Raw genomic sequence first — 12,977 nt, forward strand, 5'->3', positions numbered from 1 at the left:
CAACGGCGTGAGGGTGCTTCTCCCGTCGATGCAACCACCGACAGCCGGGGGTGTCCTGCGTGACGGGGCACTCCTACTGTGGCCCGGCACTCGACGGTACCGTCCAGTACATCACCGAGTCCCCCTTTTGGGGTGGCGACGGTGAGACCGTCGACGTCGTCGACGACGAACCCATCGGCGAAGACGTCACCGAGAACGTCCCCTCCCCGGACGACGACCGGCGGCCCAATCGGGAGGGGCAGACCACGCTTGAGGATTACGGGTGGTCGCCATGACGCTCTCCCGGACGCAGTGGGAGACCGTCCTCGACGAAGCCGACCCGCCCACCTACGGTGAGGTCCTCGACGTCCTCCAGGACAAGGACCTCGTCGACGATCCCGTGGCGCTCGTCGACGGCGCCGTCGATGCCGGCACGCTCCACGAAAAGCAAGGGGGTGCCTTTCCCGAGCTCGCCCTCCAAGACGCAGACAGCAGCGCGACCGCAGACGATTTTGAAACAGACGACGCCGAGCGCGGATTTTGTACACACGAAACCGCCCGCAGAGAGGCATCACTATCCAGCGAGCGCTGGGAGGCCGCCGACTTCGCCACGCCCACCTCGGGGACCTGGCCCGCGGAACTCCTCGAACGCGAGCAGTGGATGGGGCATGTAGCGAAGAAACCGTTCGCTCCGTGGGCCGACCGTGATCACCCCGAGGCCGACGTCGATGAGGACGCCCGCTGGAAGTGGAGGCTCACCGAGAACTACGTCGACGGCGAGACCGTCGCGCTGGCCGAGGACGACCCCCGCCTCGACGGCCGCGCGTTCCTCCAGCAGCCCGACGACCCCTACGTCTACGTCGACGGCGACGACGTCCGCGATCCTGAGACCAGCGACATCCACCCCGCGTTCGTCGCGACCCTCGAGCACCTCGGGCTGACGTACGCCGACATCTCCCAGTCGGACGCCGGCGCCCACGCCATCTACCGCGGGGAGCTCCCCGACGGCGTGAAGCAGGCCGCCTGGCAACTCGACGACGCGCCGTGGGGCGCCAACGACGACCTCCCGAGCATCGAGATCTACCCCGGGAAGCGCGTCTGCGTGATGACCGGCCACCACGTTCCTGGGACGCCGACCGAGGTCCGTGAGTGGAACGCCGACGTCCTCAAGCCGCTCCTGGAGGCGAACGACGAGGTCGCCACCCGCCAGCGCGAGGACCTCTCCACCGCGCGCGACGACTACGACCTCGACGACTACGAGCCCGGCGCGACGACGACCGTGGAGACCGCGGACGAAATCCGGGACGTCTTCGCCGCGCTCGACCGCATCGACGCCCGCGCCGTCGCCGAGCGCACCATCGTCCACTCCTGGAACGACGACGCCTCGACGAGCGAGGGCAAGCGCGCGCTCGTCCCCATCTGGGGGAAGTCCTCGAACGGCACCGCGAACATCGTCGACGAGCGCATCTGGCAGGACACCGGCGGCTACGGTGGCCCGGTCGTCATGGCGCTCATCGACATCGGGAAGATGCGTCCGAGCGACGCCTCCCCGCGTGCCGCCTCCGGCCAGCTCTGGTGGGAGGGCATCGAACACCTCCGCTCCCTCGGCTTCGACATCCCCGAGTTCAACCCTTCTGAGTACGCCGACGCCCACGACCGCGACGATGTCCACCCACTCCTCGAGGCCGCTATCGACAGCGACGGGGAGGACGTCGGCGCCGAACCGGTGTCTGCACTCCCCATCGGCCAGCTCGACCACCTCACCCAGCCCGAGCGCAAGCGCGCCGCGAAGAAGCGCGGCCTCGACTGGCCGTCCACGCGGGAGGCCCGTGACGAGCTCTTCGCGACCATCACCGAGGCGATGGCGAACAACGACGACACCGTCGTCGACGCCCCCACGAGCCTCGGGAAGACGCCCACCGTCACGTCGACGGCGTGGAACTCCACCGGCCGCTACGACAAAATCACCGGCGGGAAGCCCGTCGTCCACCTCTCGAAGACCCGGGACGCCCGCAACGAGGCCGCCGCGACCGCCGCGGACGCCGACGGCGTCAACCAGTTCGTCCTCCTCGGCCGCCACGAGGCGTGCCCCATCGCTGCTGGCGACCACGACCCCCGGCAGGCCGCCGAGGACGACGAAAAGGTCGGTATCACCATGGACGGTCAGCCCGCAAGCGAGTGGCTCACCATGATGTGCGAGGGCCGCGGCATCCCGTTCAGTCACGCCCACACCTACCTCGAGGAGCACAACGACCAGGGCATCGAACTCCCGTGCTGCCGCAGCGAACCCACCACCTACGACGAGGAGGGGGGCGACTTCGACGAGGGCAACTCCGGCACCTGTGACGCCATTGAGCAGTGGCACGAATTGCGCTCGCTCCGCGACAGCGACTCTCAGACGCTCGACGTCATCATCGCGACCCACAACTTCGCGCACGTCCCCGGCCTCCGGATGCAGACGAACATCGTCATCGACGAGGAACCGGACTTCACCGCGGACCTCGACCAGGACCGCGTCCGCCGCGCGGTCTCCGCGTACCTGTAGGAGATCGGCGCCATCGTCTCCACCTGGGAGGGCCTCATCGCGCTCGCGAACACGAGCAGCGGCGCCGGCGACGCCGCCCGCGAGGCCGACGCGCTCGCCGACCAGCTCAGCGACGAGCCCGACCGTGACTGGTACTTCGAGAACCCTGACGCCCACACCCTTGCGCCCGCCCTCGCCCGGTATGCGTTCTTCGCCGAGGAACGCGTGAACGGCCGCCGCGTCGGGAAGACGCCCCACGAGCCGCCGCGCCTCGATGCCCAAGCCCACGACGACGACAGCTGGAACCGCGAGTGGGTGGCCCTCGTCCTCGACGAGTCTAACACCATCCAGACGATCCGGACGGCGCCGGACTTGAGCCAGACCCGGTCGACTATCGGCTTCGACGCGCACCCGAGCCAGCCCGTCTGGGCCGCGAACTCTCTCCCCCATATCGACCACCACGCGCGTCCTCGACCCCGAGGAGCGACAGCTCTGGCGGCGCTACGAGCGCGGCCTCCGCGTCGTTCAGGTCGGCGACGCCACACGGCCGCTAGCCAGCGGCGAGTACTTCCAGCGCGAGCAGGTCGAAGCGCTCATCGGACACCTCCGCAAGGAGTACGGCGACGACTTCCGGACGGCCATCACCACCGCGAGCGTCGAGCACGAACTTCAGGACATCCTTGAGCACGCCGGCGTCGACGACGTCGAGGAGAAGACGATGCACTATGGCGAGGAGAAGAGCCGGAACGACTTCGCCGACGAGCTCATCGCCCTCATCGAGGGCTGCATCGACCCCGGCGACGACTACGTCATCAACCTCCTCGCAGAACTCGACCTCGACGCCGAACCCGAGACCACGGACATCGACGGCGAGGAGGAACGCGCTCACGGCCGGGGTTTCACCGGTCCCGATGCCGACAGCGCTGCAGAGATTCTTGCCTCCGTGCGGGAGAACCACACCGCGCAGGCCGTCGGCCGGTACGTACGGAACCCCGAGGACCCCGACTCCCACGCCACCGTCTTCGTCCGCACCGACGCCATGCCTCGGGGATTCGCCGACCTCCAGGTGTCGGGCATCCAGTGGACGTTCACTGATACCCAGCGGGAGATCGTCGAGGAACTCCGGGACTCCCACTCCTCGAAGAGCGCTCGCGAGCTCGCCGACGTCGTCGGTTGCAGCAAGGAGCACGTCCGCAACACTCTCTCACGGCTCCACGACCTCGACGCGGTTCAGGCCCTCGAGGGCCAGGACGAGCACGGCGCGACGCTGTACGCGGACGACGGCCTCCCGACAAGTGGGGTGGCGGACCTTTCGCCTGATACCGCCAACAATGGGGTATGGGAGTTCTATACGGCATCGTTGGCGATTCGCGACCCTGTAGCGCCCGCCACACCCATGAACGCCGGTGAGGACGCGTCGGGCAGCGCGGCTGAGAGTGAGTCGACGGTCTGGGACTGGGAAACGGCCGGGACGAGACCGCCCGACGGGGGGTCGGACGTGTGAGCAACAGTCCGCCGGTCGGCTTCGCCGACCTCCCGCCGAGCGCGAAGTTCGTCTATCATGTGCTCGATCAGCACGAGAAACTGACTTGCCAAGCCCTACTGGAGGCCACAGAACTCCCCGAGAGCACGCTCGACCGAGCGCTCGATACACTCCAGAATGACGACTACGTCTCTGTCGACCGGAAATCCGGCGACCTCAGACAGGTAGTCATCAAAGTAGCGAGTTCCCGCACCCTTTAGATGTTACACACCAATCAAAAGGCCACGGAACTGCACGTCGCCCGGATGCCTCAGCCTGGGGCGGTGAAGGGGGACGAACTCCAGCCACGGCTCTCTCCTCGAGGACATCCACAATGAGAGGTGCACACAAGTTCAGTCCCAGCAGCGGCGCCGATCTCTCCGACGACCGCCACCGCCTGGGGACCATCCCGCTGCGGGAGTGGTGAGCTGACGGGCGGTCGCCTCGTCTCGAACACGGACGTCTCTCTGGTCAAGTACTTCCGGCGGATGTGCCGCCGTCACGTCGACGAAGAACACCCTAGCCTCCTCAGGCCACGGCAGTCGCAACTAAGCACCTCCGCGAGCAGGGGGATGTCTCTTCGAACGCATCTTCGTTCACGGCCTCGCGGGCCTCACAGCCAACCCGGTGCTACCTGCCCCTACCCCCAACTCCTCACCACCGGATTGGCGGCTGGCACTCCCTCAGAGATGGTTGGCGATTCGGTTGACGTTCGCCGGCCCCGAACTATGATAAGCTGTTACGTTGCGGACTTCCTCGCGAACGGTTCCTACCTCAAAGTCCGCTTTCGTCGCCACAAAGGCCAGGAGGGCCCCCGCTGCGACCAGATTCCCGAGCCCCTTCAGCCCATAGAACTGACTCCGAAGCGCGATATGGAGATGTAGCGTCCCCTGGCTTGGCGTGAACTGCAGTTCAGTCACACACGGGGTATTCGGACCAATTGGGGCAGATAGCGCCTGCTGCAGATCGTGCTCTGAAAAGAGGTTCACGATCAGCGAATTGTAGCGAGCACCGGGGTAACCGTTCAATCCCTTCTGAATGATATCAGTGATATCGCTCGCACTTCGGTCCCAGTAGTTGTCTACAAGCTGTTCTTTGAGGCGGTCTTCAACCCAGTCTGCGACTGTGTTGCCCCCCGTCTTCTCCGAGGTCCTGTTCAACTGAACGTCCTCAATGTCGCTGAACTTGGGGCCGAGGTTAAGCGCCGGCCGCCATTTGTCGAGCTCCGACGTTCGTGCTTCTGGGATGGCTGTAGGGTCAGCCACCGGGTCGGTCGTTTTCAGCGTCAATGCTTGGGGGTCGTTGCTGCGGACGATATCGAGTCCGTGGCTATACGTGTCGGTGAAGTTCTCGGCAGCTACACCGGTCTGGAGGATTGACATCGTCGGCTTGTGTAGGAAGTCCTACTCGAACTTAATAATTCCGACCAAAACTGGAATAGAATTTAGGTGGACAAATGTTGTCCGGGGGGATTATTGGCGTAGCCCCTAGGGGCCACGCTGTCTATCCAGAGTAAACTAGGTGTAGAATATAGGATTGCCCCTCTGGACAGTCGTGGCGACTGATATAGAACTCATCAAATGGTGGTTTTTGAGCGATCCGGCGTCCTCTTTGAAAAGAGGCTGCTAGTTCATTGCGTAAATCCAAAACCGTACTAAACCATTTATAAAGATTCAGGATATTTCGAATGTCAAGTCACTAACTTTACAAGGGGGCGATCTCCAAATACTCCGTTAACATCTCCCGTCTTACCCGGCGCGCGACCCTAGCCCGGTCAAAGGAAAACTCGACAATCGTTCCCAGCACCGATCGGATTTGTCCTCACCAAACCGGTGAATAGGACCACCTCCGCATCGCCGGAGGCTACGAACGACCCTGACCATGAATGACACGCGTACTGCATCTTGCACGTCCACGACGACCCACGGAGAATCGTCAGGAATCGCGTACGAGATACGGAGACCCAATACAGACTGGGAGTCGTCCAGTGCGAGACCTCTGTTCGGCCCACTGTACCATACATATTATAACACTGGGGTGAAGACTTTGGATAATAATGGGCCTCTCCCGCTTGAAGGAGGTGATCCTCGAATACACCACCTTTGGCGGGGAGCTTGATTTCCCAAGCAGCGTATTCGTTCGAGGAATCGCGGCGATAGTCGCACTTACTGTCTTTCGCTTCCGCGTAATCGGTGCTCAGATATCACAGTCGGCGTGGGCCTACGTCGTCCTCGGCGGCGGCTTCGTGGTTAGTATAGTACTCCTGTTGTATTTTCTCCGCGATGCCGCACGGTACACAACCGAGAAAAAACTCAGGCGTCTTACCGGAATCCTCATCTCCGCAACAATATACTTCGGACTGGGAAGCATTGCGATCCTCATCCTCTACCCCGCACTGAATTCATTGCGGACGACGCCGTTAGCATATACAACCATCGAGGCGGCGACTGGGGCCACAATCTTAAGTATCGCAACGCTTCTGACAACCATCTGGAACAGGCAAACACTAAAATCCCGCTATTCCAGCCTTCAGTCCATTAGGAAACGGTTTTCCGATGAAACCGATAGCGCATTAGACCGTATCCAAACCAAGATTGACGGGATCGGTCATATCGAGAGACCAGAAGCAGATCGCATCCGCGACCAGCTCGAAAGTGGGGACAATGTACCAGTGACCGGGGAAGGCGGAATTGGAAAAAGCGGTGTCCTCGCAGATGTGGCCCAAGAATGGAACGGGCACGTCCTGTTCATCGACGCCAGCACCTACTCGACGGTCCGGAACGACATCGAACTCTCGACATCCCTCGGATTCGATGAAGGAGTTGAACGTCCCATCAACCAGGTTGCTGTCGATGACTCCGTTCTCATCATCGTCGACCAGTTAGACGATATCGACCGTAAGGCCGGGAACATCTACCGGGATTTCATCCTGCAAACCGCAGAACTTGAGAATGTCTCTGTCGCATTTGCCTGCCGCGACCACGATCTTGATGCCCGCCCTGAATATGAAGCCCTAACCAACGTTGAATCGTTCACTCCTCCGGTGTCTATCGGACTCCTCAAGACCTCCGACGCCCAGGCCTATATCCAGAACTTGATCGGTGAAGACCCCGATGATCTGGTCCAACTCGGCCGAAAGATCGAAAATCTTGACATCATTTCCCAGCTTGCCCAGGATGGGGTCGACTTCAGTGGTGTCACCGGCGATGTCTCGCTCTGGGACAAATTCCGAAAACAACTCGGCCGCGAAGACCACCCAGATGATGGTACGCGCAGCGGTGATGACATCATCAAACGCCTCACTACCTATGCGGCGGAAGCGATAGAAGACCCATCAGATGGACTCAACATATTTTCCGTCGGCACCAGCGAAGACTGGATCGACAGGCGACTGATTAACAAGGGCGTCATCGAAGTCGCTACCAATCGACCAGGGAATCGAAAATACCGGTTTCGCCACCTCGACTTCCAACGCTACATCTACGCCTGGAACGCCGTTCAAGAGAACCGGACAATCCAAGACGTGACATCAGCACTTGATGAGCGCCTCGGCAAGGACATCTTCCGGTTCATGCTTGTGCTCTACATGCGGAGCGAAGCAACGACAACCGCCCAACTCGGTGACGTCCTTGTCAACTCCGACACCGCGGACCATGCGCAACAGTTCTTGGAAGAAATGCTTGACGAAGAGGAGGGTCTCAGCGATTATACCGCCAAAACACTTCTCGACGAAATCAAGACCTGGGACATCTCCAGCAACGAGGAGTTCGCAAACCTCATACTGAACAACCTCCAGGACCGGGAGACGCTATACGACCGATTCTTTGACAGCAAAACAGACGTCTCGTGGGCGGAAACCCTCCACGAGAGAGGTGACTATACAAACCCACCAAGCGTGCTATTCGGCTACCTCCGTGAACTCGCGCCCTACCACCCAGAGACCGTTGCAGAGATAATCCGGTCAATCGAGACCGAGGATCGGCACTCACGCGCCTTGGTCGTCACCGTCATCCGCGAACTTCCGTTCGATACCGCCGCTGAACTCACAGATGTCGTGACAGCGTCCCTCACGGAATCCCAACCCGACTGGCACGATTTCCAAGCTACTGAACTTCTCCAAGAACTTATTGAAGCTGGTGAAACCAAAGCTGGACTAGACCTACTCAACGCACTCCTTCAACCACGCCAGCCTACCTCCGAAGAGGCTAATAAAGCCCAACCAATCACCCGCCTCCATAGCCTGGAATCGGCACTAGAGGACACCCTCGAAACACTCGTACGAGCCGAAGGCGAACAAGCAATCGGCATACTGGAGGCACGCCTCCACGAAGCCGTATCGACAGAAGCCGAGATCCGGGACCAGAATACCAACGCGGTCGTCGGACCGATAACGACCAGTATCGCGGGGACAGATTTCGCCAACGAAACTACGACCGATTTCAAAGCATTCCTCATCCAGGCCCACCGGAAAGCCCTGGAACACTGGATTGAGGAAGACCCCGAGGATGAGGCTCGTGCCGAACTGCTCACCCGGTATCTTGACGACATCACCGTTTTCCGCCGTCTAGGGTTATACCTCCTTAACGAACACAAAGACCACTATCCCGGCCTCGTCGCTAACGAACTCCTCGATAGAACGAACTACGCCGAAGTTTGGACGAAAGAGGACTTCCTCCGCCTCCTACGCGACGGCATCGACGTACTATCTCATGACGACCGCCGACAGGTTACCGAAATCATCGCTAATGTTCCCGTGCAAGAGTCACTTGAGGACGCGGCCGCGCAGCGAAGCGAACGCACCGACGACTACACGGCCGACGAACTTGCCGAAATCGCGATCAACCGATGGCGCCGTGACCGCCTCTGGCTAATCAGGGACTGGCTAGCGGATGAACAGGAGGGTGAACTCCAGAGCCTCATCGACGAATATGGGGAACCGGACAACGTCCTGTCGCTTGTGAACACTAGCGGCGGATTCGTCTCCCAAGAAAGCTCGCTCTCAGAGGAGGAAATATGGCAAAAGTCCCCGAGCAACCTGATCGAATACTGTATCGATGAACAGTTCGAAGCCACCGGCTGGAACGAACGAGAGGGGGAAGGCCTCTCCGAGGTCAGCCCACGCGGACTCGCTGAAGCCGTCGTCCCCCGCATTCTCGAGGAATTAACAGAGTTTCGGGATGAGATCCCACGACTGCGGGACGCTTCCTCCATCTACGTAAGCGAGTTGCTTCGTGGTCTCCGAGACAAAATTGACAGCGATCCACAGTCCCTCCCAACGGACCTTCCTTGGACGCCGATCCTCGACCTCTGCGAGACAGTGGCCACCAACCCTGACGAGTGGTCTGAGCCAGCCCGCATGAATGTCGCCCGGCTATTCCAAGAGGCATACAGTACCGACGACCTCGAATCTGTCCTCAACTACAACGACCGCATCAAGGAGATCCTTTTCATACAGCTCGGAGACCCCAACCCTACCGATGAACGGGAACATCCACCGGAAGGCCATGCAGGATACAACAATCCCGCGCAAACCGCCATTAACTCGGTGCGGCCGCTCGCACTATCCGCTATCATCGTGTACTCGGTCCGGGTCGCGAACCGCCGTGGATACGAAGGCTACTCCGAAGAAGACGAGTCCGGGTTTGAACACGATGTCCGAGAAAAGATCGAGTGCGAAATTCAGGAGGGGTCCCTCTCCACCCGGTCAACCATCGGCCGATCGCTGAACACTATCTGGAACTTCGATCATGACCTCATCCTTGACAACTTCGACACGCTGTTCCCCCGGAATCAGACTATACTGGCCAAGAACCGCTTTGCCGCAGTCTGGGATGCATACCTTGCGTTCAATTCTCCACACGAGACGATGTTCCCCCATCTCCGCCCTTGCTACCACCACGGGATTGATCTGATTGCCGCGAACGAGAACACTGCAACACGTGATGTCGAGCGTGGACTAGCACGCCACCTGCTAATTGCGTATTTCGATGACTTCGAAGACCTCAACAACCCGCAAAGTCTTCTCTCCTACTTCTACGCCAAGGAGGAGCCGGACCTGGCACGGCAGGCAGCATGGCAGATTTGGCGGTGGGGGGAAGACAACGAAGATTTGCGAGACAATTGGCCGAAAGTACGGGCACTATGGGAATGGCGGCTTGACGAGGCCGACGACCCTGAGGCGTACGCCGCCGAATTTCAGTGGTTTGTTGAGTGGCTACCCTTTATCGAAGACCGAGTCGCGTTCGACAACCTCACCTCACTCCTCATCGACACTGCTCCGTTCATCGCCCACGAGCGACGCGCATGGGAACTCGTCGAATCATACCTTGCAGACCACGCCAGAGACCACCCTATCACGGTCATAGAGGTCTATACCGAACTGATGGATCAGGAATCGCGACCGAATGGAACCTCGTTCTCGGACACTACGGCAAGACTCCTCCAACCCGGGCTTGACGAGACCCCCGACGTGCGGCGAGCCGCGTTAGATATCGCGGAAGCCTATTTTACTGACGGAAACGATACTGCAGAACAGTTTTTAGATAAACACACATAACCTCGCTTCTTTATTAAGTAGTGGAATTACAAGTATGGATGAATGACGTCAGGAGATTCCTCACGCCGTCCAGTCACCGGAAAGAGCACCGAGTGGATGATTCCATCGGACCAGATGGTCATTCGGCGGTATAGGCCACTACGCCACTTTGCTTCAACGCTTGAAAACGGGTTTCGGGCTGGCCAAGCAGACGGGTACGAAGAGCGTGAAGGACGCGCTTCTGACCCGGCTCGCGAGCGTGAACGTCAGCGCTCGGCGCAGACTGAGTCGGTCACATTGAATAACGGCGAGGAGATGGACCTCGCTAGCGGGTTTGAACAGGCCCGTAGAGATGCCCGTGCGAACTACTACGCGAACTGCTGGCGGATCGGGACGGATGAGGACTCGGAGATCTGGGAAGGATACGCTGATGGACGAGGTGTGGCGATCGAGACCACGTACGAGCAGATTGAGCAGTACGTTGCTCCCAATGAGGAGGACGTCCATATGGGAATCGTTCGATATCTGGATTACGAGGAGGACTTCACTCCGACTGGAATCCCTTACACGCTGTATTTCTTCAAACACCGGGAGTTCGATAGCGAGCAGGAGTTCCGGGTGGTCGTGAACCGCGGTGGTAACCCGCTACTACGGACAGACGGCCGCGAAATACCGCCCGAGGCGAGGCCTGACAACCCGGGACATATCAATCTGTCTGCAGATATGGGCGCGCTGATCAATCGGGTAGTTCTTTCACCGGATGCTGATGATGAGGTTCGGGTTCAGGTCGAAGAGACGTTAGATGAGCACGGTGTGACTGCACCGGTAGTTCCGTCTCGGTTGACGGACCCGTCGGCCCATTCTGACACCTACGACGCTGAGCTCGGTGGGGCGGCCAATTATGAGGGAAGCGAGGCGTATCTGGACACGCTGATCGAACGCTATGTCGAGGAGACGGACTGGGACATCTGGGGCACTGTAGATGTAATCCAACTGAACCAGCGTGAGGAGTTGCGTCCTCGTACAATGTTTGTTGAGTGCTTCCGTTACGTGGACGACCCACCCGAACGTTCGGAGTATGCCCAAGAACACCTAAACTACGAAATCCGAGCACATCGGGTCGTTGATGGTGAGTACCAAGATACCTTTCTGAACGATGCCGCCGAAGAATCGACGGCCGGGTCGGAGTGAATACAGTGGGGTTGAGGGATATCGGTAAATCGGCCGGTCCAGCCTGTCGCCCGGTGCTTCGGACGGTCTATATCGTCTCGGGGCTTGAATACTGAGCGGCCACACCCGTATGGGGAGAACTAATTTTCTAGGTTAGCGCCGGCACGTTTCGAATCTATTTCTAGCTCCGCACTTCGTACTTCCTCTAAATACTGGCAGTTCTCCGGAAAAATCGGCCGTCCGTCGTACTCGATCAGCAGATGTTCCAGCGTTCGGATTTCCTCCTCAGCCTTCGCGAGGATCTCGGCCGCTTCCTCTATCTGGTCGATCGGGTACTCGGACGCGATGTCGTTGATGTACCCCTTCACTATGTCTTGGACTGCGACCTTGGCCTCCGATTCGTGCTCCTGGGGTTCCATCTGCTCGGCGGACTCGAAAACGGCCGCGTATACCGCCCTGTTACGGGTGGCGGTGACCGCTGCCCGCACCCAGATTTGCGGTGCATCTGACCGTTGCTTGGTGGTCCCTCGTTCAAGCTCATCAACCATCCGGTCCTTCACCTCGTCAAAGTCCTCCAACATGTTGCGCTCGTACTTCACGAGGAACTCGAACAGCCACTCCGCGAAGTAGTCATCCGGTTCAAGCCGGTACGATCCCATCTCACGAACGGGTCCGTCGTCAAGGGTCTCTGCGAATGCCTCCCGGTAGGATACAAACCGGTCGTGGAGCTCCTCAATCGTCTCTTTCTGGTCGTTCAGGTCCTTTGCATGGTTCTCCAACAGATCTTGGAAATACCGATCGTTTGCCAAGTCATACGGGATGACCTGAAACTCCTCTTCTGCTGAGTACACGGTCTCGCGGGGCGGTGCTGACTGGAATGAGGCGGCTTCGACGGTCGGCAGGTTCAGTCCAGTCGTATCCAGTGGGTCGTCCGGTTGCTTGCGGTCCGGGTTTCCGTGCCACCACCGTACGCGGTCCCGAAGCGTCTCCGTATGTTGTTGGCGTGCCTCCCGCTGCTGCTCTTGCCGGAGGAGTGCCCGCTGCGAATCCAGGATTTCAGTCTGCCGGAAGTATAGCACGACCAGGGCGGCTGTCAAAATCGCCGACACTACCAGGTCAAGAATGGACAGGCCAGCCGCACCGAAGAACACGCGGACGGCAACACCGGCCATGAGAAGGACAAGACCGGCCATGAGTAGCGCAAGGAGGAGGACGTAGTGATCATCGTCTGCCACGGCCATACTGGC

At 59.9% G+C, this 12,977-nt stretch carries 9 protein-coding genes; 6 read left to right on the forward strand and 3 right to left on the reverse strand.

Annotated features, from left to right (window positions below; genetic code table 11):
• Positions 1-59 precede the first annotated feature (59 nt).
• Both LT965_RS08065 and LT965_RS08070 read left to right on the forward strand, forming a co-directional pair.
• Positions 60-275, forward strand: a complete 216-nt coding sequence (locus LT965_RS08065) for a hypothetical protein (protein WP_232703504.1) — start codon at positions 60-62, stop codon at positions 273-275.
• Positions 272-2,524: a hypothetical protein gene (locus tag LT965_RS08070; RefSeq protein ID WP_232703505.1), complete on the forward strand. Its 2,253-nt coding sequence runs from the start codon at positions 272-274 to the stop codon at positions 2,522-2,524. The genes LT965_RS08065 and LT965_RS08070 overlap by 4 nt, the downstream gene beginning before the upstream one ends.
• Positions 2,525-3,053: 529 nt before the next feature.
• On the opposite strand, the gene LT965_RS08075 is transcribed toward LT965_RS08070, so the two are convergent.
• Positions 3,054-3,227: a hypothetical protein gene (locus tag LT965_RS08075; protein ID WP_232703506.1), complete on the reverse strand. Its 174-nt coding sequence runs from the start codon at positions 3,225-3,227 to the stop codon at positions 3,054-3,056.
• Between LT965_RS08075 and LT965_RS08080 the strand changes: the two genes are divergently transcribed.
• Positions 3,222-4,007, forward strand: coding sequence for a hypothetical protein (locus LT965_RS08080; RefSeq protein ID WP_232703507.1), 786 nt, complete (start codon positions 3,222-3,224; stop codon positions 4,005-4,007). The genes LT965_RS08075 and LT965_RS08080 overlap by 6 nt on opposite strands.
• The gene (locus LT965_RS08085; protein WP_232703508.1) at positions 4,004-4,246 is read left to right on the forward strand and encodes a helix-turn-helix domain-containing protein; all 243 of its coding nucleotides are present in this window, start codon (positions 4,004-4,006) and stop codon (positions 4,244-4,246) included. The genes LT965_RS08080 and LT965_RS08085 overlap by 4 nt, the downstream gene beginning before the upstream one ends.
• A gap of 462 nt (positions 4,247-4,708) precedes the next feature.
• On the opposite strand, the gene LT965_RS08090 is transcribed toward LT965_RS08085, so the two are convergent.
• Positions 4,709-5,407, reverse strand: coding sequence for a thymidylate synthase family protein (locus LT965_RS08090; protein WP_232703509.1), 699 nt, complete (start codon positions 5,405-5,407; stop codon positions 4,709-4,711).
• A 674-nt stretch (positions 5,408-6,081) separates the two neighbouring features.
• Between LT965_RS08090 and LT965_RS08095 the strand changes: the two genes are divergently transcribed.
• Together LT965_RS08095 and LT965_RS08100 are read left to right on the forward strand one after the other, a co-directional pair.
• Positions 6,082-10,581, forward strand: coding sequence for an NACHT domain-containing protein (locus LT965_RS08095; RefSeq protein ID WP_232703510.1), 4,500 nt, complete (start codon positions 6,082-6,084; stop codon positions 10,579-10,581).
• A gap of 294 nt (positions 10,582-10,875) precedes the next feature.
• Positions 10,876-11,751, forward strand: coding sequence for a hypothetical protein (locus tag LT965_RS08100; protein WP_232703511.1), 876 nt, complete (start codon positions 10,876-10,878; stop codon positions 11,749-11,751).
• 119 nt (positions 11,752-11,870) lie between these two features.
• On the opposite strand, the gene LT965_RS08105 is transcribed toward LT965_RS08100, so the two are convergent.
• On the reverse strand, positions 11,871-12,971 hold the full coding sequence (locus tag LT965_RS08105; RefSeq protein ID WP_232703512.1) for a hypothetical protein: 1,101 nt from the start codon (positions 12,969-12,971) through the stop codon (positions 11,871-11,873).
• Positions 12,972-12,977: the final 6 nt, after the last annotated feature.

The organism is Halobacterium wangiae (genome assembly GCF_021249345.1).
In the GTDB taxonomy this organism is placed as follows: domain Archaea; phylum Halobacteriota; class Halobacteria; order Halobacteriales; family Halobacteriaceae; genus Halobacterium; species Halobacterium wangiae.